Origin of the sequence: Leucobacter komagatae, from assembly GCF_000834055.1 — a bacterium.
GTDB classification, from domain to species: domain Bacteria; phylum Actinomycetota; class Actinomycetes; order Actinomycetales; family Microbacteriaceae; genus Leucobacter; species Leucobacter komagatae_A.
In genome coordinates this window covers 23,054-44,995 of record NZ_JXSQ01000018.1, presented here as the reverse complement: position 1 = coordinate 44,995, position 21,942 = coordinate 23,054, and the positions used below count along the sequence as shown (strand labels likewise).

At 64.6% G+C, this 21,942-nt stretch carries 18 protein-coding genes and 1 pseudogene; 10 read left to right on the top strand and 9 right to left on the bottom strand.

Annotated features, from left to right (window positions below; genetic code table 11):
• Nucleotides 1–61: 61 nt before the first annotated feature.
• The 7 genes from rpsG to rpoB all read right to left on the bottom strand — a co-directional run bounded on the left by rpsG (nt 62) and on the right by rpoB (nt 10,942).
• On the bottom strand, nt 62–532 hold the full coding sequence (gene rpsG / locus SD72_RS12125) for a 30S ribosomal protein S7 (RefSeq protein WP_042544729.1): 471 nt from the start codon (nt 530–532) through the stop codon (nt 62–64).
• Nucleotides 532–903 (bottom strand): 30S ribosomal protein S12, encoded by a 372-nt coding sequence (gene rpsL / locus SD72_RS12120; RefSeq protein WP_042544728.1) that lies wholly within the window; start codon nt 901–903, stop codon nt 532–534. The genes rpsG and rpsL overlap by 1 nt, the downstream gene beginning before the upstream one ends.
• 263 nt (nt 904–1,166) lie before the next feature.
• A complete protein-coding gene (locus SD72_RS12115) occupies nt 1,167–1,799 on the bottom strand; it encodes a spermidine/putrescine ABC transporter substrate-binding protein (protein WP_420038429.1) in 633 nt (210 codons plus the stop codon).
• Between the two features lie 5 nt (nt 1,800–1,804).
• Nucleotides 1,805–2,263 (bottom strand): hypothetical protein, encoded by a 459-nt coding sequence (locus tag SD72_RS12110; protein WP_232299754.1) that lies wholly within the window; start codon nt 2,261–2,263, stop codon nt 1,805–1,807.
• 23 nt (nt 2,264–2,286) lie between these two features.
• Nucleotides 2,287–3,258, bottom strand: a complete 972-nt coding sequence (locus SD72_RS12105; RefSeq protein WP_042544726.1) for a hypothetical protein — start codon at nt 3,256–3,258, stop codon at nt 2,287–2,289.
• A 203-nt stretch (nt 3,259–3,461) separates the two neighbouring features.
• On the bottom strand, nt 3,462–7,352 hold the full coding sequence (locus SD72_RS12100) for a DNA-directed RNA polymerase subunit beta' (protein ID WP_042544725.1): 3,891 nt from the start codon (nt 7,350–7,352) through the stop codon (nt 3,462–3,464).
• A gap of 74 nt (nt 7,353–7,426) precedes the next feature.
• Nucleotides 7,427–10,942 (bottom strand): DNA-directed RNA polymerase subunit beta, encoded by a 3,516-nt coding sequence (gene rpoB / locus SD72_RS12095; RefSeq protein ID WP_042544724.1) that lies wholly within the window; start codon nt 10,940–10,942, stop codon nt 7,427–7,429.
• Nucleotides 10,943–11,221: 279 nt separating this feature from the next.
• Between rpoB and SD72_RS12090 the strand changes: the two genes are divergently transcribed.
• The 5 genes and pseudogenes from SD72_RS12090 to SD72_RS12070 all read left to right on the top strand — a co-directional run bounded on the left by SD72_RS12090 (nt 11,222) and on the right by SD72_RS12070 (nt 14,825).
• Nucleotides 11,222–12,214: a glycerophosphoryl diester phosphodiesterase membrane domain-containing protein gene (locus SD72_RS12090; RefSeq protein ID WP_157000564.1), complete on the top strand. Its 993-nt coding sequence runs from the start codon at nt 11,222–11,224 to the stop codon at nt 12,212–12,214.
• A 306-nt stretch (nt 12,215–12,520) separates the two neighbouring features.
• Nucleotides 12,521–13,168 (top strand): phosphatase PAP2 family protein, encoded by a 648-nt coding sequence (locus SD72_RS12085; protein ID WP_042544722.1) that lies wholly within the window; start codon nt 12,521–12,523, stop codon nt 13,166–13,168.
• Nucleotides 13,169–13,224: 56 nt separating this feature from the next.
• Nucleotides 13,225–13,497 carry a glutaredoxin domain-containing protein gene (locus tag SD72_RS12080; protein ID WP_042544721.1) on the top strand — a complete coding sequence of 91 codons (273 nt, stop codon included), beginning with the start codon at nt 13,225–13,227 and terminating at the stop codon, nt 13,495–13,497.
• Nucleotides 13,494–14,358 (top strand): annotated as a pseudogene (locus SD72_RS12075) (spermidine synthase). The gene SD72_RS12080 and the pseudogene SD72_RS12075 overlap by 4 nt, the downstream one beginning before the upstream one ends.
• A gap of 2 nt (nt 14,359–14,360) precedes the next feature.
• Nucleotides 14,361–14,825 carry a SprT-like domain-containing protein gene (locus SD72_RS12070; protein WP_042544720.1) on the top strand — a complete coding sequence of 155 codons (465 nt, stop codon included), beginning with the start codon at nt 14,361–14,363 and terminating at the stop codon, nt 14,823–14,825.
• A 19-nt stretch (nt 14,826–14,844) separates the two neighbouring features.
• On the opposite strand, the gene SD72_RS12065 is transcribed toward SD72_RS12070, so the two are convergent.
• Nucleotides 14,845–15,597 (bottom strand): TetR/AcrR family transcriptional regulator, encoded by a 753-nt coding sequence (locus tag SD72_RS12065; RefSeq protein WP_084767185.1) that lies wholly within the window; start codon nt 15,595–15,597, stop codon nt 14,845–14,847.
• Between the two features lie 140 nt (nt 15,598–15,737).
• On the opposite strand from SD72_RS12065, the gene SD72_RS12060 reads away from it, so the two are divergent.
• Nucleotides 15,738–16,691 carry an NAD-dependent epimerase/dehydratase family protein gene (locus tag SD72_RS12060; RefSeq protein WP_042544719.1) on the top strand — a complete coding sequence of 318 codons (954 nt, stop codon included), beginning with the start codon at nt 15,738–15,740 and terminating at the stop codon, nt 16,689–16,691.
• On the opposite strand, the gene SD72_RS12055 is transcribed toward SD72_RS12060, so the two are convergent.
• Nucleotides 16,688–17,263 carry a DUF4916 domain-containing protein gene (locus SD72_RS12055; RefSeq protein WP_042544718.1) on the bottom strand — a complete coding sequence of 192 codons (576 nt, stop codon included), beginning with the start codon at nt 17,261–17,263 and terminating at the stop codon, nt 16,688–16,690. The two genes, SD72_RS12060 and SD72_RS12055, sit on opposite strands and share 4 nt — an antisense overlap.
• Before the next feature lie 102 nt (nt 17,264–17,365).
• Here SD72_RS12055 and SD72_RS12050 point away from each other — a divergent pair, with 102 nt between their 5' ends.
• The 4 genes from SD72_RS12050 (at nt 17,366) to SD72_RS12035 (ending at nt 21,927) form a co-directional block, all read left to right on the top strand.
• Nucleotides 17,366–18,169 (top strand): M15 family metallopeptidase, encoded by an 804-nt coding sequence (locus SD72_RS12050; RefSeq protein ID WP_042544717.1) that lies wholly within the window; start codon nt 17,366–17,368, stop codon nt 18,167–18,169.
• Between the two features lie 127 nt (nt 18,170–18,296).
• A complete protein-coding gene (locus tag SD72_RS12045) occupies nt 18,297–19,484 on the top strand; it encodes a N(5)-(carboxyethyl)ornithine synthase (RefSeq protein WP_042544716.1) in 1,188 nt (395 codons plus the stop codon).
• A gap of 70 nt (nt 19,485–19,554) precedes the next feature.
• Entirely contained in the window at nt 19,555–20,235 is a 681-nt protein-coding gene (locus SD72_RS12040) for a lysophospholipid acyltransferase family protein (protein ID WP_042544715.1), read from the top strand.
• A gap of 9 nt (nt 20,236–20,244) precedes the next feature.
• Nucleotides 20,245–21,927, top strand: coding sequence for an FAD-binding dehydrogenase (locus SD72_RS12035; protein WP_042544714.1), 1,683 nt, complete (start codon nt 20,245–20,247; stop codon nt 21,925–21,927).
• The last annotated feature ends 15 nt before the right edge of the window (nt 21,928–21,942 follow it).

The following is a 21,942-nucleotide window of genomic DNA, read 5'->3' as shown; positions in this document are numbered from 1 at the left end:
CGCGGGCGATGCCCGCAAGTGGGAGGCGGATCGGGTTCCGATCCACCTCCCACTCAGATGACTACCAGCGGTAGTGAGCGAACGCGCGGTTCGACTCTGCCATCTTGTGCGTGTCCTCACGGCGCTTCACAGCGGCCCCAAGGCCGTTCGAAGCGTCGAGGATCTCGTTGGTCAGGCGGTCGGTCATCGAGTTCTCTCGACGAGCCTTCGCGTAGCTCGTGAGCCAGCGCAGTGCGAGTGTGTTCGCACGGTGCGGCTTGACCTCAACGGGCACCTGGTAGGTTGAGCCACCAACACGACGTGACCGTACCTCAAGGGTGGGGCGCACGTTGTCGAGCGCCTTCTTGAGTACGACTACGGCATCCTGGCCGCTCTTCTCAGCAACGACCTCGAGCGCGTTGTACACAATGCGCTCGGCGAGGCCCTTCTTGCCGTCAACAAGAATCTTGTTGACGAGCTGGCTGACGATGGGTGCGCCGTAGACCGGATCGGCTACTACGGGACGCTTGGGAGCAGGACCTTTACGGGGCATTACTTCACCTTCTTTGCACCGTAGCGGCTACGAGCTTGCTTGCGGTCCTTGACCGCCTGCGTGTCGAGTGCGCCGCGCACGATCTTGTAACGAACACCGGGGAGATCCTTCACACGACCGCCGCGCACGAGCACCATCGAGTGCTCCTGCAGGTTGTGGCCCTCACCTGGGATGTAGGCCGTAACCTCGGTACCGTTTGAAAGCTTCACACGAGCGACCTTACGCATCGCCGAGTTCGGCTTCTTCGGGGTGGTGGTGTACACACGAGTACACACACCGCGCTGCTGGGGGTTCGCCTTCAGAGCGGGCGCCTTGGTCTTCGAGACCTTGGGCGTCCGTCCCTTGCGAACCAGCTGCTGAATAGTAGGCACTGATTCTCCTAGTTGGTCCTGCACGGTGACAGGAATGCTTCTTGTGGTCGAGCATTTGCGCGAGCTTGCGCACGCGCGGAGCTGCTGAATTCCCTGCCGAGGCAGTGAAGTCGAGTGCAGCTATGCCGTGGGGGTTTCACCTCTGGGAGCGAGTGACCCTCGATGCGCTCCCCCCAGTATTCGCGCACGCGCGAAACAGGTGGAGTGCACCAAGGAATAACCTTACGCGCTGGGAGGCATACGCGCAAGGGTCTGGTGGTCAGCTACGCCGGGGGTTCCAGGTTCCGCGAGAGCTCATCGAGCATTGCGCGCACCTGCGGTTCAACGAAGCGCTCAATCGCTGCCTCGATGCGGGGCCGATGCCCCATGAGCGCGAAGCACACCTCATTGCCAACATCTGCGGCGCGCAGATCGGCTAACTCGATTTCGCGGCGCAGCTGCTGCTTCTCTTCCGCGCTCAGCGGCGGGCGCGGCAGCGGCTCCTCCGGTTGCACCTCGGCAGCAAGTCCCGCAAGCGTAAACAGGAACGGCTGTCCGGCCTCCGTGGGCTCCGGATCAGGATCGAGCCCGTCGTATTCTGGGTCGAGGCCGGCTGCGGGATCGTAGCCACCGACGCGCCACATGTCCGCCCCGCGTAATTCCGCGTGCAGCATTGGCAGGTGCTCCTCCGTGTAATCGTCGACGACTTTGTCGACGATCCGCTGCACGCGGGAGACCAGCGCGTGTTTCACCTGGTGTGGGGTGCCAGCTGGGATCCCCGACGCGATGAGCACCGGAGAGCCTGTGCACCGCCTGCAGATACGGCTACGCCCCCGATACGCCGCTGGCTCCCACCGCGAAACCCACTCGAGCCACGCCTCAACGGCTCTGCCAACACGTCGGTCGATGAGGCCCACCAGGTTCACTCCCGCTCCTCGCGGCGTTCCCACGGCCACTTCGGAGTTGGCCTGTCCGTGTAGATTCGCCGCGCGAGCACAGCCCAGAAGAGCACAACTGCGATCCCCCACACTGGCATCAGTATCAGCGCGAACGGGCTGAACCACGTGTCGTCAATGGTCAGCCCCGCGAGCACCCCGCACAGCCCCCAAATCAGGTACACCCCGAATGCCGCGCCAAGGACGATCCCCGCCACTGGGCTCTTCCTGCCACGCAGCAGGGAGATCGCCTGCCGCCACAGCAACACACCGAGCATCGCCAGGCCGAGGCCAATGCTCAGCACACCGAACCAGAGCGGCACTGCGGCGGTCTCGATCGGCTCGCGCCCGAGCGCCATGGCAAGCAACCCCCACGACGCGACAACGATCGCTGCCGCTACGACGAGGGTCGCCCCGAGGAGCCCGAGGACGTATCCCCGGGTCACTCCCCGTTTGGCGCCCTCAACCATTACTGCTTCGCCCGCACCTCAGCGAGCGCCGTCTCGTACTCGGCGAGCATCTCTGCGTTCTTCGCGGTCACGCGGCGGCCGCGGGCCCCGATCCACGCCCCGAACCAAACCGCTACCTCGCGCGCGAGGATCGCTGCTCCGAGTGTCGGAATCGCGAAGGCGGCGTTCTTGGCATTCGAGAGGAAGCTTCCGTCACCGACCGCAAGCGCCTCTGCCGGGGCACCCACGAGCGCGATCGTCACCGTCGTCGCAACCCACACGACGACTCCAACGAAGAGGCTGAAAATCACGTACGCCCACCAGCCAGCGCGGCCAAAGATCAGCACCAGGATCGTCAGCCCGACGAAGAAGGCAACGACGCCAGCGATAAAGCCCCACGACGTCACCCACGGGAGCAGCCCCTCAGTGAGGAACGTCGACGGCGGGAACTGCTGCGAGATCATCGCAGAAATCAGGCCGGCGTAGAGCAACGCGAACGCGACGGTGCCGAGCAGCGCGATGAGCACGCCGGCGCCACGGTTCCCCTTGAGGTCAGGCGGCATCGGCGACTGCATGTACAGCGCAGCCATCGGGTGGTCAGCGCTGATCCGAATCTCGCCGTCCCGCGCAGGATCGAGGAACTGCACGGCTGGCGTGATCGCGGGCGCCGCTGCAGCAGAGGGCAACTCCTCAGGTGACGCGATACGCGGCGCCTTTGGGGCCTCGAGGTCGAGCTGCGTGTCGACGCTCGCCGCCTGCTCCCGGTGCGCCTGCTCCGAAAGCGCCTCTGCCCCGGCAGCGACCGCGGTAGTCTCAGCCACGGGTGCCGGCTCGACAACCGTTCCCTCGGCGTCCACGACGATGACGTCGGACGCGCTGGCGTCGTTAATCGCCGTCGCGCGCACTACCGCGTCCTGCACAGCGTCATCGCTAGCCGTCTGTTCTTCGACCGGCGCGCCGGGATCGACGGGAGTATCGCGCTCATCGCTCATTGGTTCACCTCTCGAGTGCCTTGCGTTCTGTCGCCACGATACAAGCTATGTGGCAGAAATGGGCGTTCCCGCGCTGAACTCGTCTGTGAAGCAGTGCTCGGAGGCCCGCGCAGGCTCCGAAAACGGCAGAGCGGGCGTCCACCCGAAGGTGGACGCCCGCTCAGTGTCTGACCGGCTACCCGCGATGCTGGCAGCCGAACCCGCTAGCTGTAGTTGCCCGGGTTGAACTCGTCAGAGGTGAAGGTGTCGAAATCGACGAACGAGAAGTCGTTCTCGTCGAACGTGCCCTCGCCCGCGTACATGCGGTTCGGGTAGCGCTCTGCACGAGCCTCCTCGGTCGCGGTGACGTCGACATCGGTGTAGACCCCCAGGCCGGTGCCGGCCGGGATGAGCTTACCGATGATGACGTTCTCCTTGAGGCCGACGAGCGGATCTCGCGATCCCTCCATCGCAGCCTGCGTGAGCACGCGGGTGGTCTCCTGGAAGGAGGCCGCCGAGAGCCACGACTCGGTCGCGAGCGACGCCTTGGTGATACCCATGACCTCGGGACGGGCCGTCGCGGCGCGCTTGCCGTCGACGAGTGCCTCGCGGTTGATCCGCTGGTAGCGCGAGCGGTCAACGAGCTCGCCCGGGAGCAGCTCGGTCTCGCCGTGATCGACGACGGTCACCTTGCGGAGCATCTGACGAACGATGACCTCAATGTGCTTATCGTGGATCGGTACGCCCTGCGAACGGTACACGCCCTGCACGCCCTCAACGAGGTACTTCTGCACTGCGCGCTCGCCCGGGATGTGCTTGCCCTCTTCGGTGGAGCCGACCTGAAGGATGTCCTTCGGGTCGAGCGTTCCCTGGATGAAGGGCTGACCGAGCTCGACACGGTCGCCGTCTTCGACGATGAGCGTCGAACGCTTCAGTACCGGGTACTGCTTCTCCTCGGTGCCGTCGTCCGGCGTGAGGATCAGGCGACGGCTCTTCTCGGTGTCCTCGATCGTGACGCGGCCTGCGGCCTCGGCGATCGGGGACGCACCCTTGGGGGTACGCGCTTCGAAAAGCTCCTGCACGCGGGGAAGACCCTGCGTGATGTCGTCAGCCGATGCGGATCCACCGGTGTGGAAGGTACGCATCGTGAGCTGGGTTCCCGGCTCACCAATCGACTGCGCAGCGATGATGCCGACGGCCTCACCGATGTCAACGCGCTGACCGGTCGCGAGCGAACGGCCGTAGCAGGTCGCACAGACGCCGACTGCAGACTCACAGGTGAGCACGGAGCGTACCTTGATCTCGGTGACGCGAGCCGCAACGAGCTTCTCGATTGCGACGTCTCCGACGTCCGAGCCAGCCGGGGCAACAACGTTGCCATCGGCGTCGACCGCGTCAGCGGCAAGCGTACGAGCGTATACCGAGTTCTCAACGTTCTCGTCTGGGACGATAACGCCGTCGACCTCAGCAGCGATCGGCAGGTCGAGACCACGGCGGGTGCCGCAGTCTTCCTCGCGGATGATGACATCCTGCGAGACGTCGACCAGGCGACGCGTGAGGTAACCCGAGTCGGCGGTACGAAGCGCGGTATCGGCAAGACCCTTACGCGCACCGTGGGTCGCGATGAAGTACTCCGCAACCGACAGACCCTCACGGTACGAGTTAATGATCGGGCGGGGGATGATCTCGCCCTTCGGGTCCGACACGAGGCCACGCATACCGGCGATGTTACGGATCTGCAGCCAGTTACCACGAGCGCCAGACGACACCATACGGAAGATGGTGTTGTCCTCGGGGAATGCCGCGCGCATGGCCTCAGCAACCTCGTCGGTCGCCTGGGTCCAGATCTTCACGAGATCCGCGTGGCGCTCCTGCTCGGTGATGAGACCGCGATCGAAGCGCTTCTGCACCGCAGCTGCCTCGGTCTCGTGCGCCGCAAGGATCTCTGCCTTGTTCGACGGGGTCACGATGTCCGAAAGTGCAACGGTTACGCCCGAACGGGTCGCCCAGTGGAAACCGGCGTCCTTAATGCGGTCGAGCGTTGCAGCGACCTCAACCTTCGGGTAGCGCTCAGCGAGGTCGTTGACCAGCGTTGAGAGGGTGCCCTTGTCAGCTACCTGCTCGAAGTACACGTAATCAGCGGGAAGCGCCTCGTTGAAGAGTGCGCGGCCGAGGCTTGTCTCGACGAGCACTGGCTTCTCCGAGGTGACACCCGAGGCATCCGTGTAGCCGGTGAGGCGGATCTTCGCCATCGCACCAAGGTCGAGCGTGTGCTCGTCCATCGCGAGGATAGCTTCCGAGATCGAGCCGAACGCACGGCCCTCGCCGATTGCACCCTTCTTCACCGTGGTGAGGTGGTGCAGGCCGATGATCATATCCTGCGACGGGAGCGTCACCGGGCGACCATCGGAGGGCTTGAGGATGTTGTTCGATGCGAGCATGAGCACGCGAGCCTCAGCCTGAGCCTCAACCGACAGCGGCAGGTGCACTGCCATCTGGTCGCCGTCGAAGTCAGCGTTGAACGCTGCACAGACGAGCGGGTGGAGCTGAATAGCCTTGCCCTCGACGAGCTGTGGCTCGAATGCCTGGATGCCAAGACGGTGCAGTGTTGGTGCACGGTTCAGCATGACCGGACGCTCGCGGATGATCTCCTCGAGCACGTCCCAGACCTCGCTGCGCGAACGCTCGACCATGCGCTTGGCGGCCTTCACGTTCTGTGCGTGCGAGAGGTCCATGAGGCGCTTGATGACGAACGGCTTGAACAGCTCGAGCGCCATCTGCTTCGGGAGACCACACTGGTGCAGCTTGAGCTGCGGGCCGACAACAATAACCGAACGGCCAGAGTAGTCGACGCGCTTGCCGAGCAGGTTCTGACGGAATCGACCCTGCTTGCCCTTGAGCATGTCGGAGAGCGACTTCAGCGCACGGTTGCCGGTGCCCGTGACGGGGCGGCCGCGGCGGCCGTTGTCGAACAGTGCGTCAACGGCTTCCTGCAGCATGCGCTTCTCGTTGTTCACGATGATCTCGGGAGCGCCGAGATCGAGCAGGCGGCGGAGGCGGTTGTTGCGGTTGATCACGCGGCGGTACAGATCGTTGAGATCCGAGGTCGCGAAGCGGCCACCGTCGAGCTGCACCATCGGGCGAAGCTCTGGCGGGATAACCGGAACGACGTCGAGCACCATTGCGGCCGGGCTTGCGCCGGTCTGCAGGAATGCGCTGACGACCTTCAGGCGCTTGATCGCACGGATCTTCTTCTGCCCCTTGCCCTCGGCGATCTGGAGGTGAAGCGTCTCAGCCTCAGCAACCAGGTCGAATGCCTCAAGGCGCTTCTTGATGGCCTCTGCGCCCATGTAGGCCTCGAAGTAATCGCCGTAGCGATCCATGAGGTCTGCGAAGACTGCGTCCTCAGGCTTGAGGTCGCCGACCTTCAGGCTGCGGAAGTCGTCCCAGACGCGCTCGAGGCGAGCGATGTCGTCGTCGAAGCCGCGACGGATGAGCGTCATGTCCTTCTCGGCCGATGCCTCGGCGCGACGGCGCTGATCCGCCTTCGCCCCTTCGGCTTCGAGCGCAGCAAGGTCGGTCTCGGCCTGCTGCTGCCGCTGGGCGACAGCGATGTCACGCTGGTCGCTCAGTGCCTTGAGTTCGAGCCGCAGCTCGGCCTCAAGCTCAGCCATATCTTCGTGGCGGCCCTCTTCATCGATGTCGATGATCATGTACGCAGCGAAGTAGATGACCTTCTCGAGGTCCTTCGGCGCCATGTCGAGCAGGTACCCGAGGCGTGAAGGCACGCCCTTGAAGTACCAGATGTGGGTCACGGGAGCTGCGAGCTCGATGTGGCCCATGCGCTCACGACGAACGCTCGACTTGGTGACCTCTACGCCACAGCGCTCACAGACGATGCCCTTGTAACGGACACGCTTGTACTTGCCACACGCGCACTCCCAGTCGCGGGAAGGCCCGAAGATCTGCTCACCGAACAGACCGTCCTTCTCTGGCTTCAGCGTGCGGTAGTTGATGGTCTCCGGCTTCTTGACCTCGCCGAACGACCAGCCGCGGATATCGTCGGCAGTTGCCAGACGAATCTGCAGCTCATTGAAACTCGTACCCTCGAGCAAAATGTTCTCCTTGGATGAAAACGTAAAAATTCTGAAGCGGCTGGCGCCCCGCCCGCAGGCGGGGCCTAGCCAACTTAGATCTCGTCAGCCGAAGCTGCCTCGAAGCGCGTGGAAAGGTTAATGCCGAGCTCTTCCGCGGTGCGGTGTGCCTCGTCGTCGTTGTCGCGCAGGCTGACGGCGTTGCCGTCTGCTCCGAGCACCTCGACGTTCAGGCAGAGCGACTGCATCTCCTTCATGAGCACGCGGAACGACTCGGGGACGCCCGGCTCTGGGATGTTCTCGCCGCGGACGATGGCCTCGTAGACCTTCACGCGACCGAGAATGTCATCCGACTTCACCGTGAGCAGCTCCTGGAGCGCGTACGCTGCACCGTAGGCCTCGAGGGCCCACACTTCCATCTCACCGAAGCGCTGGCCGCCGAACTGCGCCTTACCACCGAGCGGCTGCTGGGTGATCATCGAGTACGGTCCGGTCGAACGCGCGTGGATCTTGTCGTCCACGAGGTGGTGGAGCTTCAGGATGTACATGTAACCGACGGAGATCGGGTACGGGTACGGCTCGCCTGAACGACCGTCGAACAGACGGGTCTTACCGGTCGAGTCAATAAGGCGCTCACCATCACGGTTCGGCGTGGTCGAGTCGAGCAGACCTGCGATCTCGATCTCGGACGCGCCGTCGAACACTGGGGTCGCGACCTTCGTGCCAGGCTCTGCCTGCAGCGATGCCTTCGCGAGCTTCGCAGCCCACTCCGGGTTGCCGTCGATCTTCCAGCCCTGCTTCGCGATCCAGCCGAGGTGAACTTCGAGCACCTGGCCGAAGTTCATGCGGCCCGGGATACCGAGCGGGTTGAGGATCACGTCTACCGGGGTACCGTCCTCAAGGAACGGCATGTCCTCGACGGGGAGGATCTTCGAGATGACGCCCTTGTTGCCGTGACGGCCTGCAAGCTTGTCACCCTCGGTGATCTTACGCTTCTGCGCAATGTAGACAACCACGCGCTGGTTGACGCCAGAGCCGAGGTCGTCATCGTTGTCGTTCTCCGCGTCGAATACCTTGACGGAGGTGACGGTGCCTGCAACGCCGTGCGGAACCTTCAGCGAGGTGTCGCGAACTTCGCGGCTCTTCTCGTTGAAGATCGCGCGGAGCAGTCGCTCCTCGGCCGAGAGCTCGGTCTCGCCCTTCGGCGTGACCTTGCCGACGAGGATGTCGCCCGGGTTGACCTCTGCGCCGATGCGGATGATGCCGCGCTCGTCGAGATCCTTCAGCGCCTCCATGCTGGCGTTGGGGAGATCACGGGTGATCTCTTCCTTGCCGAGCTTGGTGTCGCGAGCATCAACGTCGTACTCCTCGATGTGGATCGACGACAGCGTGTCGTCCTTCACGAGGTTCTGGCTGAGGATGATCGCGTCCTCGAAGTTGTGACCCTCCCACGGCATGAACGCCACGAGGAGGTTCTTGCCGAGCGCGAGCTCACCGTTCTCGGTAGCTGGGCCGTCTGCGATGACCTCGCCGGCCTCGATCCGCTCGCCAGCCTTGACGATGACGCGGTGGTTGTAGTTCGTGCCCTGGTTCGAGCGGTCGAACTTGCGCATGTAGTACTTCTTCGTGCCACCCTCGTCGAGCGTGATGCTCACGAAGTCAGCCGAGACGTCGGTTACGACGCCGGCCTTCTCTGCAACGATGACGTCACCCGCGTCGATTGCTGCGTAGCCCTCCATGCCGGTGCCGACGAGCGGCGACTCGGAGCGGACGAGCGGCACAGCCTGACGCTGCATGTTCGCGCCCATGAGCGCGCGGTTTGCATCGTCGTGCTCGAGGAACGGGATGAGCGAGGTCGCGACCGACACCATCTGGCGCGCGGAAACGTCCATGTACTGCACGGTGTCGGCGTCAACGAGCTGCACCTCGGAGCCACGGGGGCGTGCGAGGACCTGCTTGTCGGCGAACTTGCCGTCCTTGTCGATCGGAGCGCCAGCCTGCGCGATGAGGAACTCGTCCTCTTCGTGCGCGGTGAGGTAATCGACCTGATCGGTGACGGTGCCGTCGACGATGCGGCGGTACGGGGTCTCGATGAAGCCGAACGCGTTGATGCGAGCGAACGTTGCGAGCGCACCGATCAGACCAATGTTCGGGCCTTCAGGGGTCTCAATGGGGCACATGCGGCCGTAGTGCGACGGGTGAACGTCTCGCACCTCGACGCCTGCGCGGTCACGTGAAAGACCGCCGGGGCCGAGCGCAGACAGACGACGCTTGTTCGTCAGGCCCGCGAGCGGGTTGTTCTGATCCATGAACTGCGACAGCTGCGAAGTACCGAAGAACTCCTTGATCGCCGCGAGCACAGGGCGCGTGTTGATCAGGGTGTTCGGCGTGATTGCTTCGATGTCCTGCGTGGTCATACGCTCGCGAACGACGCGCTCCATGCGGCTCAGGCCGGTGCGGACCTGGTTCTGGATGAGCTCACCTACGGCGCGAATACGACGGTTACCGAAGTGGTCGATGTCGTCGGTGTCAAGACGGACGTCGATTTCCTTGCCGTCGCGGTGACCCGGGAGGGTCTCCGTTCCTGCGTGGAGGCCAACGAGGTACTTGATCGTCGCGACGATGTCCTCGAGCGAGAGCACCGAGTCGGTGATCGGCGCTTCAAGACCAAGCTTGCGGTTGATCTTGTAGCGGCCAACCTTCGCGAGGTCGTAGCGCTTCGAGTTGAAGTAGCTGTTGTCGAGGAGCGCACGCGCAGCCTCGATCGCAACCTGCTCGCCCGGGCGCTGCTTGCGGTAGATGTCCTTGAGGGCTTCCTCCTGAAGGCTGACACCCTCCTTCTCGACGATGCCGTCCTTCTCGAGCGTGAGCGCGATGGACTCGTAACCGGCGAACTCCTCGAGGATTTCGCTCGTGGTCATGCCGAGCGCCTTGAGGAAGACGGTGACCGACTGCTTACGCTTGCGGTCGATACGCACGCCGACCTGGTCGCGCTTGTCGATTTCGAACTCGAGCCATGCGCCACGGCTCGGGATTACGCGTGCCGAGAAGACGTCCTTATCGGAGGTCTTCTCCTGCTGCCGCTCGAAGTAGACGCCTGGCGAACGAACGAGCTGCGAGACGATGACGCGCTCGGTGCCGTTGATGATGAACGTGCCCTTGTCGGTCATGAGCGGGAAGTCGCCCATGTAGACCGTCTGGCTCTTCAGAACCTGGGTCTCGGTGTTGTAGAAGGCCGCCTCGACGTAGAGGGGTGCCGAGTACGTCTTACCGCGCTCCTTGCACTCGTCAATCGAGAACTTCTGCTCGTCGAGAATCGGGTTCTCGAAGGACAGCTGCATGGTGCCAGCGTTGTCCTCAATCGGAGACATCTCTTCGAAGATCTCCTCGAGGCCGCTCTTCAGCGCGATGTCATCGCGCCCCTGAGCCTGTGCCTCTTTGACGCGGGTTACCCACGCGTCGTTACCGACGAGCCAATCAAAGCTCTCGAGCTGGAGTGCCAGAAGGTTCGGCACCGACAGCGTGTCGGAAATCTTGGCGAATGAGAGTCGCGAGTGATTGCGACCGTTCTTCGGGTTATTGGTGGACGATGCGTTGGGCGCAGCAGCCAAGGAAGTACCTCCGTGGGCCCCGTCGGGCCGGTTGACTTGGTCTTGCGAAGAATTGCTCTTGGGTCACACGGGGTTCATATGCGCCTGCGCGCCAACTCCCGGGGCCTTCCGCTATATGAAGGCAGACTCGTGTCCATAGTGCAGCTTTCTACTGTAACACCATCGTGATCCTCTGACAAGGGCATCCTCCCGCTGGTTTAGCCACGTTGCGCCCCGTGCCAGACTGGGGTGCGTTTCGGGGCCACGAGCCCTCCCATTCCGTCAGGAGCAGTGAAGCGAGTGACCACTCCAGCCCCAGCCCACCTTCCGAGCGCGGTGGGCCTTCCCGTCGCCCCACTCTCCCCAGGCCCGCTGGGGTTTGGCGAAATCCTTAGCAGGGGTTTCTCCTCGCTCACGCGCAACCCGCGCCCGGTACTCCTCTGGCTCGTGCTCATGCCGCTCGCGGTTCACCTACTCTTTGGGATCTCGACGGCGGTCAGCGACGCGGCGAGCTCGAGCCTCGGCCTGCTCGACGTTTTCTCCCCCGGGCTCAACAGCTCGTACGGGCTGGCAACGCAGTCGTTCACGATCGCCATGGTGACCGGCCTCGTTACGATCGTGCAGGCGATTGTCACCGCGCTCGGCGGCTCCGTGCTGCAGGGCGTCGTCGCGAACAACGTGCGGCTGGAAACGCTCGGACACCGCGGCACCGCGCGCGAACTGTGGGCACACACTCGCCCCGCGCTCGGTAGGCTGCTCGGCTACGGCGGACTGGTGATCGGATTCGCTTTCGCCGCGGGCTTTGTCGGCGGCTTCGTCGGCTTCTTCGTTGCGATGCTGGTCTTGGGGATCGCCTCGGCATTCATCTCCTCGGCCGCGGGGTTTGTCATCTTGGTGGTGCTCGTCATCGTCGCCCTGTGCATTCCCCTCCTGTGGCTCGCAGCGCGAATCTCGCTCGCCGTGAGCGTGATCGTGTTCGAGGGAACCCCCGTGTGGGCCTCAATTCGCCGCTCGTGGGCGCTCACCCGACACAGCGCGTGGCGGATCGTCGGTCTGCAGCTCGTGTTGGGGCTGATCGCCGGCGCTGCGATGTTCGTGCTCGTCTACCTGACCACGCTGATCACGAACACCGCCTTCCCGTTTGCCATTTGGGAAGACGGCGTCACACCCCAGCGCTTCCTCACTGCGTATCTTGCCGGGGTGCCCGTGTCGCTCGTGACGGCTGTGGTCACGCCAATCGCCGCGGCGCTCTGTTCCACTGTCTACCTCGACGTGCGTGTCCGAACAGAATAGCTGGCGGCCTCGCTGCAGAACTTCCACGCAGGCCGCGCACGGGGCTACGCCCCGGCGCATCTCGCCGACCCGTTCGTGACGCCTCCCCCAGCGCCCGCGGCTCAGGCGGCCCCGGCGCACTGGCAGCAGACTCCCCCAGCCGCACCGCAGTGGGGGCCGCGCCCGACCGATCCTTACGACCCGAAACAGGGATAGTTCGCGTCGGCTCGGCACTTCCGCGCCACCGCGCTCCGCGGCCTGCGCCTCTCAGCGAAGGCAAGGCCGCCTGCCAGGGATCGGGCAGGCTTGGCGGATACTGTGTAGTGCATGAGTTCCAAGCCCGCGACGCCAGGTATTGCCTGGGCTGTCGTCGCGATTCTCGCCGTCGCGGGGCTTGGTGCCTATTTTCATTTCGGCAGCAGCGGGCCGCTCCCAATCGACGTGGCCTGGCGTGACGCAACGCGACTGACTCCTGTCTCCGTATCGTTTACCGTCGCTGCTTTCCTTGCAGAGATCGGGTCGGGTGTTGGCGTGGTCGCGTGCGGTGTCGTGGCGTGCGCGCTGCTCCTCACGAGGCACTTCGGTCGTGAAGCCGGCGCGCTTGCGACCGCGCTCGTCCTCGGCGTTGTGCTCTCAGAGCTCGCGAAGCACCTGGTAGCACGGCCACGGCCGCTCGATGCACTGTACGCGTGGGACGGGTACTCGTATCCTTCCGGGCATTCGATGGGTGCGGCGGCTCTCGCGGTGTCCGTTGCCTACGCTGTCTCGTCGATCTACCGTCGAGGGGCAACGTTTGTGAACCGTTCCTCGGTCACCTGGGCCTGGATCGCAGCGGTTTGCTGGATTCTCGCGATGATGTGGAGCCGCGCCGCCCTCAGTGTGCACTGGCTGAGTGACACCGTCGCGGGAGCGCTGCTCGGCATCGCGGCTGCGGTGATCGCACAGCGCATCTGGCAGCGCACCCGAGTCAAGTAATCCACAGCCCCGCCCACTCCTCCCCTGGCGGGCCGGAAATCCGTAAGATTGGCAGCATGAGCGAGACGCAGCAGACCGAGACCCCCAGCATCCGCGTGTTTGGCGCCGATTGGTGCGGCGATTGCCGTCGTGCCAAGCGAGTATTCGGCGAGGCAAACGTCGCCTTCGAGTGGATCGACCTCGTGGCGACCCCCGAGGCCGCAGACGTCGCAGAGGACATCAGCGGCCGCAAGAATATCCCGGTGATCACCTACCCCGATGGCACCCACCAGGTCGAGCCGAGCGACGCAGACATGCGGGCGAAGCTCACCGAGCTTGGGCTGGTGTGATCCTCCCCCCTCCCGTCACACTCGCATCAGGGCGCACCGCCTCCATCCAGAAAGACCGCTGGGTCGATGGTGCGATCGAACTCGTGATTGACGGGACTCCACAGTCGCACGTCAATCTTGACGACCCGTCGGACCTGTTTTTTTGAGTACATGCGTCGGATCGGCCATGTCATCGACCTATTCCGCACGCCTGGCGCCCCAATCTCGGCGCTCCACCTCGGCGGGGGCGCGTTTTCTCTGCCGCGCTATGTCGAGGCGACTCGCCCAGGGAGCCGGCAGCAGGTGATCGAGTTGGAGAGCGCCCTCGTTGATCTCGTGCGTGAGGCAGCGCCGCTACCAAAGCGCGCGAGCATCCGGGTCCGCCATGGCGATGCCCGCGAGGTGATCGGCAGGCTTCCGGCTGGAATGCATGGCGCGATGGACCTCGTCATCGTCGACATCTTTTCCGGCTCGCAGACACCGGCTCACGTCTCAAGCATCGAGTTCTACGAGCTGGTTCGGCCGCTCCTGGCTCCCAACGGGCTCGTGGTCGTCAACGCGGCGGACGGAAGGGGTCTCCCCTTCGTTCGCGGGCAACTGGCAACGCTGCGCTCAATGTTCACTGACGTTGCGGCGATCGCCGAGCCGCAGGTACTCAAAGGGCGACGCTTCGGAAACGTAGTCATCATCGCGTCGAACAGCCCCACTGGATCGCGAGACAGCGAGCTTGATTGGCTGCCACGCCTGCTCGCTGGAGGGCCGCACCCTGCGCGCCTACTCGCCGACCGCGAACTCTCCGAGCTCATCGGGTCAACAAAACCGGTAACCGACCAGACTGCTGTCGATTCCCCCGCACCAACTCCCGGCATCTTTGGCGGCTGACCGTGAGTGAGTTGCAGCGCGTGCGCGGTTGGGCCGACGCGCTCATTCGGCACCACCTCGACCCCCACTTTGGTGCGGGTGCGTGGACGTTCGGGTTCGACAACGCGAAGCGGCGTGCCGGCCTCTGCAATTACACGGACAAACGCATTACCGTCTCGAAGTATCTCGCCGAGAAGTTCGAAGACGATGAGATTCACCAGGTGCTGCTCCACGAGGTTGCCCACGCGCTCGCTGGCCCTGCCGCGGCGCACGGGGCGAAGTGGCAGCGTGTGGCGCGCGAGCTCGGATACGTCGGAGGGCGAACCCACGAGGGCGAAATTGCGCACGAGCGTGCGCCGTGGATCGGGCACTGCCCAGGCGGGCACGAACACTTCAGGTTCCGCAAGCCCGTTCGAGAGGCCTCGTGTGCGAAGTGCGCGCGAGGCTTTTCGCGCGCGCACCTCATCGCGTGGCAACGCCGGTCGTAGCTGCGGCCGTCGGCGTCCGTTAGAGCCCGAAGCTCGCGATCGCATCCTCGACGGCAGCCTCATAGAAGCGGGCCGTGTCGGAGATCATATTGCGGTACTGTCCGAACGTCTCGAATGAGACGAGGCCCATCAGGTGGCTCCATGCGTCGACACCGAGTGCGATCGTACCCGGCTCGAGTGAGGGTCCGAGTGTGTCTCGGAGGGGTGCAACTGTGTCTCCCTGAGCGTGCATCGCTGATGCCGAGGGAAAGACGTGCCCGGCGGCCTGCGCGTCTTCGAGGATGCGCATGAGCACGATCCCCGCACGGCTCGCCGCGGCAATCGTCTCTTGTGGCGCGTGGTAGCCGGGTACCGGCGAACCGTAGATGAGCGCGTAGCTGTTGGGGTGCGTGAGCGCCCAGGCCCGCAGTTCGCCCGTTGCGGCCCTGAATCGGGCGCCGTAGTGCTCGCGGGGAACCTCCGCTTCGGCGACTTCGACCGCGCGACCGTAGTCGTTGAACCCGTCGAGAATAAGCCGGGTGAGCAACGCATCCCTGCTTGGAAAATAGCGGTATACGGCCGAAGAGACGAGATCCATCTCGCGGGCGATCTTCCGCAGCGAGAGTCCCGTCGGCCCAACCTCGGCGAGCTGGGCCGTTGCACGAGCGACAATCTCACGTTCGGTGACCTCGCGGTGGTGCTGCCTGGGAGTCCGCGCCGAGGCGGACCGGCCCTTCGGAGCCTCGCCATCGACATGCTGGTCGGCTGACTGGGAGGAACGGGGAGATGCCATTCCCCCATTCTCCCCCGTGGTGCCGGGGAGAACAATTGGGCACTCGCAACACTCAGAGAGCACTGCTCTTGCAAATTGCAGCGCTTCACCGTACCCTCAGAGAGCACCGCTCTCGATTTATGACCCCTGCAGGAGATCACATGCGCACCCACCTCATTCTCGGAGCAGGCCTCATTGGCACCGCCCTCGCGGACACACTCGTCGCCCGCGGCGACACCGTGCGCGTTGCCAGCCGAAGCGGCACCCGGCTCCCTGGCGCCCACAGCACCATCGCCGACGCGGCAGACGCCCCAGCGATAACCGAGCTCGCGCGCGATGCCGACACCATTTTCGTGTGCACGAACCCGCCGTACCCCGATTGGGCAGACGCCTGGCCGCCTGTCTTCGCCGCGGCAAGCGCGGCCGCGCGCGACACCGGCGCACGGCTCGTCCTGATGGGAAATCTCTACGCACACGGCAGAGTCTCGGGGTCGATGACGACACAGGACCCACCGCGGCCCGTCGAATCGAAGGGACGGATCCGTCAGGCCGGCTGGGAATCACTCAAGGCCGCGCACGACCGCGGTGACATTCGCGCAGCTGAGGTGCGCGCGAGCGACTACTTCGGGCCGGGCGCTGGGCCGACCGCGCACCTCGGGCGGCGCTTCTTCGCGCCGCTACTCGGCGGGAAAACCGCGTGGTGCGTTGGCGACCCTACGCAACCGCACGCCTGGAGCTACATCCCTGATATCGCGACGACCCTTGTGGCGGTCGCAGACGCCACGGACGACCACTTTGGCAGGCCGTGGCTCGTGCCGAGCCACGCGTGCTCCCAGCAGGAGATCGCCCGCGAGGTCTCAGCGCTGGCGGGCGCAACCGGGCGGGTGCGCGGCGTCCCCCCGATCGCGCTGCGCGGTCTCGGGCTCGTCAGCCCACAGATGCGTGAGGTGGAGCGTGTGTCATACCAGTTCAACTCGCCGTTTACCGTCGACGCACGCGACTCCGAGCGTGACCTCGGAGTGCGGGCGACGCCGTGGGCGTCCGCGATCGCCACTACGGTCGCCGCGTACGCGGCGGAAGCAGCGCGCGGGTCACGCCGGAGTGAGGGGCGTTAGCAACCGACGCTGCTGAGCACCTGCCGGAGTAGTGCACCCCGGCCACCGGGGAACTCATTGATGGTATCTGCGGCGAGCGCGTCTTCCGGGGACATCCAGGTCACTTCGAGTGCGTCCTGACGCGGGTCACAGCTTCCCGTGACCGGAACAACGTACACGAGCGACACGGCGTGCTGGCGTTCATCGACAAACTGAGAGATACCCGGCATTGGGAAATACTCCGCCACCTGTGCGGGCATGAGCGACGTCGGCATCTGCGGAAACGCCATCGGACCGAGGTCATTCTCAAGGTGCCTGTAGAGCGCTTCACGCAACGGCTCCCCAAATCGCACGCGCCCCGAGACGAAGGCCCGCGTCAGGTGCCCGTCAGAAGTGCTGCGGAGCAGAAGCCCTACCTCGATAATCTTCCCAAGCCCGTCGAGTCGGACTGGGACCGCTTCCACGTAGAGCACGGGAATCCGCCCCCGAACGAACGCGAGCTCGTCGTCGTTGAGCCAGCCGGGGTTTCCTGCCGGAGCTGGCCGGTCTTCAGGACCGTCGGGGTCTGGGAGGTCTGCGGTTCCGATCACCATGCCCTCATTCTGTCAAACTTGGCAGCGTCCCATGACCTCCCGGAGATATTGCTCCCCGATTCTCCAGATTGGACCAGCATCTCCCGCGTTAGGCTGACTAACATGACGGCTCCACGGTTTACCTCATTCGCACGCATTGTGGGCTTTGCAGCCGCGAGCCTGCTCGCTGCAGGATTGCTCACTTCGTGCGCACCCGAGCCAGGACCAGACCCTTCAACGCCGGAGCCGTCGGGCAAGCCATCACCGACGCCCGATGCGGAGTCCCCCGCTCCTGAGACGAGTGCCCCGGATGCGAACGCGTTCGATAAGACCGCATACTCAATCGACGACTCCGACTCAATCTGGGTGATCGTCAACAAGCTGCGACCGCTCAATCCGCAGTCGTACGCCCCTACTGATCTTGTTGTTCCCAATGTGGCCAGCACGAACGGCCAGCCGCTTCGCGCAGTCGCCGCAACCGCGACAGAGGAGATGGTTGCCGCCGCAGCCGCAGACGGCGTCGCGCTTCATATTGTGAGCGCGTACCGCGACTACGACACACAGGTGAGTGTGTACGGCAGTTTTGTGGCTAACCAAGGTCAGGCCTACGCCGACACTACCTCGGCGCGGCCCGGCCACTCTGAACATCAAACCGGGCTCACCGCAGACTTCGGGGGCGACGACGACTGCACACTCGACACCTGCTTCGCTGACACCGCCGCCGGGACGTGGTTGCAGAAGCGCGCAGCAGAGTTCGGCTTCACGATGCGCTACCCCGACGGCGCAGAGGGAACGACCGGCTATCACTTCGAGCCGTGGCATTACCGTTACGTCGGTGTTGCGCTTGCGCAGGAACTCCGCGCGCAAGACGTAGCAACGCTCGAAGAGTTCTTCGGGCTGCAAGCAGCGCCCGACTATGCCGGCTAACGCTCGCGGAACGCGCGCTGCGTTGGTCGGTCAACGCACGACGCAGCGCCGCTGACCTGAGAGCGGCACAGGCCAGGCGAGTACGGTTGCGGGGTGAGGGGCCACGGCGGCCCCGCGAACGGACCTCATGAACGAGCAGTACGACCAACTCTCCCCCGCTATTTCACAGGGCGGGGCAACACTCGGCTTGATCGGAACCTCACTCAAAGCAGATGAGCGCCGTGTGCCGATCCACCCAGACCATTTTGATCGGATCCCTGCCGAGCTTCGCGCACGCATCACCATCGAAACCGGATACGGACTTCGTTTCGGCGTCTCAGACGCTGAACTCGCGAGGCAGTTTTCGCGCGTTGCCTCCAGGGAGGACACGCTCTCGGGACCCGACATCGTACTCATCCCGAAGCCGCAGCACGAGGACCTCGCGGCGCTGCGCACTGGCCAGACCCTGTGGGGTTGGCCGCACTGCGTGCAGGACGCGGGACTCACTCAAATTGCGATCGACAAACAGCTCACGCTTATCGCGTTCGAGCAAATGAACCATTGGCACGAAGACGGGTCATTCAACCTGCACGTGTTCCACGCGAACAATGAGCTCGCCGGCTATTGTTCAGTGCTGCATGCCCTCGAACTTCAGGGCGTCACCGGAAACTACGGGAGGCGCATGAGTGCCACAGTGATCGGCTTCGGCGCGACCGCTCGTGGTGCCGTGACCGCGCTCAACGCACACGGCATTACCGACGTCCGCGTACTCACGAGCCGCGCGGTCGCCGCTGTCGCCTCCCCGATTCACTCGGTCGAGATGGTGCACTTCGACCATGAGGATGGCCCATTTGTGGAGCAGGTCACTCGCGAGACGGGGGAAGTCGCCGTGTCGGCATTCCTCGCGGAGAGCGACATCGTGGTGAACTGCACCTTCCAGGACCCGAACGCGCCGGTGATGTACCTGTGCGAGGACGACCTCGCCAAGTTTCGCCAGGGAAGCCTGATTATTGACGTTTCCTGCGACGCGGGGATGGCGTTCACCTGGGCTCGCCCGACGACATTTGCCGAGCCGACGGTTCCCCTCGCGCACGGGGTCACCTATTACGCGGTCGACCACAGCCCCTCGTACCTCTGGAACTCAGCGAGCTGGGAGAACAGCGCGGCGCTGTTGCCGTTCCTCGACACCGTCATGGCTGCCCCAGACGCATGGGATGACGACCCGACGATCGCGCACGCAATCGAGATCCGCAACGGTGTCATCGTGAACCGAGCGATTCTCGACTTCCAGCACAGGGAGCAGGACTACCCCCACCTGGTTCTCCCGCCGCGGTGAGCTCGCTCTGATCGAGGCGCAGCGTCAGGGTCGATCACAGGATGCACCAATGGAAGGCTAAGCTTTTGCGGTGACTTCCGCTGTACAGCCTGCCCGCCCCGGCGCCGTGTTCTTCGTCGGACGGGCCGTGCTCACCCCGCTCCTGTGGCTGCTGTATCGCCCGCGCGTGACGGGGCGAGACGCATTCCCCAGTGAGGGTCCCGTCCTGCTCGTCAGCAACCACCTGTCGATGCTCGACACGGTACTCATCGCATCCTTCGCGCCCCGCAAAGTGCAATTCCTCGCGAAGGCCTCGCTCTTCTCTGGCGCAATCCGCGGCTGGTTTTTCCGGGGAATTGGCGCCGTACCCGTTGAGCGCGCCTCGGCCTCAGATTCGCAGCTCGCGCTCCAAGCAGGCAAAGACGTACTCGACGCTGGGAGCGTCTTCGTGGTCTTCCCCGAGGGAAGCCGATCCCACGATGGCCGGCTGTACCGCGGGAAGAGCGGAGCAGCCTGGCTTGCGCTAGCGACAGGAGCGACCGTCGTTCCCGTCGGCGTGCAAGGAACGAACCGCAAGCTCCGCGATCCGCGCTCAGGCAGGCGCCCGCGCGTCGCATGTCACTTCGGCGACCCCATCGATCTCAGCGGTCTCAGCGATCTCCCCGGCAGCCACGGTCGACGAGAAGCCACCGAGCGCATGATGTCCGCGATCCAGTCACTCACCGGCCAAACACGAACACAAGAGTTCGCCGAGGGCAGCAACGGGGCGTAGCATGGCGACATGGACGCTGATGTCATTGTCGTAGGTGCTGGGCTCTCTGGTCTCGTCGCCGCGCGAGAGGCCTACCGCGCAGGGCTGCGCACCATCATCCTCGACCAGGAGGGTCCGCAGGATCTCGGCGGACAGGCATGGTGGTCGTTCGGCGGACTCTTCCTCGTGAACTCCCCCGAGCAGCGCAGGCTCGGCGTGAAAGACTCGTTCGAGCTCGCTTGGCAGGACTGGCAGGGCAGCGCGCAGTGGGATCGCCTCGAGGGCGAGCACCCAGAAGACAGCTGGGCCGCGCGCTGGGGCCGCGCATACGTCGAGTGGGCCGCGTCCGAGAAGCGCGAGTGGCTCCGCGAACTCGGCATCGAACTCACCCCGATGGTGGGGTGGGCCGAGCGCGGGGACCTCAGCGCGACCGGCCACGGCAACTCGGTTCCCCGCTTTCACGTGCCGTGGGGCACAGGCACAGGCGTGGTTGCACCGTTTATCTCTGCCGCCCACGACGCCGTCGAATCCGGGCGCACCACCATCAAGCACCGCCACAGGGTGGACGAACTCATCACCGAAAACGGCGCCGTCGTCGGCGTTCGCGGTTCCGTGCTCGTGCCAAGTACCGGCGACAGGGGCGTCTCATCAAGTCGCGAGGCAACTGGAGAATTCGAGCTCCGCGCCGGTGCGGTGATTGTCGCGAGCGGCGGAATTGGCGGCAATCACGAGCTCGTGCGCAAACACTGGCCCGAGCGACTCGGCACCCCACCGCGCGACATGGTCACAGGCGTGCCAGCCTACGTCGACGGCCGCATGATCGATATCACCGCGGACGCCGGCGCCCGCCTCGTGAATCAGGATCGCATGTGGCACTACACGGAGGGCATCAAGAACTGGTCCCCCGTGTGGCCCGGTCACGCCATCCGGATCCTGCCGGGCCCCTCTCCGCTGTGGATCGATGCGCTCGGGCGCAGACTTCCGGCGCCAGGCCTACCAGGCCACGACACCCTCGGCACGCTCAAGCTGCTCCGCACGCTCCCCGGACTCGCGGAGCACGACCACTCCTGGTTCATCGTCACCAGCCGCATCGCGGCAAAAGAGTTCGCGCTTTCGGGTTCGGAACAAAACCCCGACCTCACGAACCGGGACAAAAAACTCCTTATGAAGACACGGCTCGGCAAGGGCGCGCCCGGCCCCGTCCAGGCGTTCATTGATCGCGGAGCAGACTTCGTGACAGCAGACAGCGTCGCGGCGCTCGTCGGGAAAATGAACGCGCTCACCGATACGCCCCTGCTCAACGCGGCAGAGGTAGCCGAGGTCATCCGCGCACGAGACGCAGAGTTCGAGAACCCGTTCTCGAAAGATGCACAGGCGATGAGCGTGCATAACTCACGCAGGTACCTTGGCGATAAGCTCACCCGCACAACGAAACCGCATAAGCTGCTCGATGACGCAGCAGGGCCCCTCGTTGGGATCAGATTGCACGTGCTCACCCGGAAAACACTTGGCGGGGTCCAAACTGATCTCAATTCACGCGCACTCGCCCCTGATGGCACGCCCATCCCTGGCCTGTACGCAGTCGGCGAGGTCGCAGGATTCGGCGGTGGCGGAGTACACGGTTACAACGCGCTCGAGGGAACCTTTCTCGGCGGTTGCCTCTTTTCGGGCCGCGCCGCGGGCCGGGCCGTCGCGAGCAGCCAGCACCAGTGACGCGCGCAGCTCAGC

What these genes read in the sequence shown, in the direction of transcription:
- rpsG (WP_042544729.1), bottom strand. Translation starts at nt 532, where the DNA reads ATGCCCCGTAAAGGTCCTGCTCCCAAGCGTCCCGTAGTAGCCGATCCG.
- SD72_RS12105 (WP_042544726.1), bottom strand. Translation starts at nt 3,258, where the DNA reads ATGAGCGATGAGCGCGATACTCCCGTCGATCCCGGCGCGCCGGTCGAA.
- SD72_RS12085 (WP_042544722.1), top strand. Translation starts at nt 12,521, where the DNA reads ATGAGTTCCAAGCCCGCGACGCCAGGTATTGCCTGGGCTGTCGTCGCG.
- SD72_RS12080 (WP_042544721.1), top strand. Translation starts at nt 13,225, where the DNA reads ATGAGCGAGACGCAGCAGACCGAGACCCCCAGCATCCGCGTGTTTGGC.
- SD72_RS12065 (WP_084767185.1), bottom strand. Translation starts at nt 15,597, where the DNA reads ATGGCATCTCCCCGTTCCTCCCAGTCAGCCGACCAGCATGTCGATGGC.
- SD72_RS12060 (WP_042544719.1), top strand. Translation starts at nt 15,738, where the DNA reads ATGCGCACCCACCTCATTCTCGGAGCAGGCCTCATTGGCACCGCCCTC.
- SD72_RS12055 (WP_042544718.1), bottom strand. Translation starts at nt 17,263, where the DNA reads ATGGTGATCGGAACCGCAGACCTCCCAGACCCCGACGGTCCTGAAGAC.
- SD72_RS12050 (WP_042544717.1), top strand. Translation starts at nt 17,366, where the DNA reads ATGACGGCTCCACGGTTTACCTCATTCGCACGCATTGTGGGCTTTGCA.
- SD72_RS12045 (WP_042544716.1), top strand. Translation starts at nt 18,297, where the DNA reads ATGAACGAGCAGTACGACCAACTCTCCCCCGCTATTTCACAGGGCGGG.
- SD72_RS12035 (WP_042544714.1), top strand. Translation starts at nt 20,245, where the DNA reads ATGGACGCTGATGTCATTGTCGTAGGTGCTGGGCTCTCTGGTCTCGTC.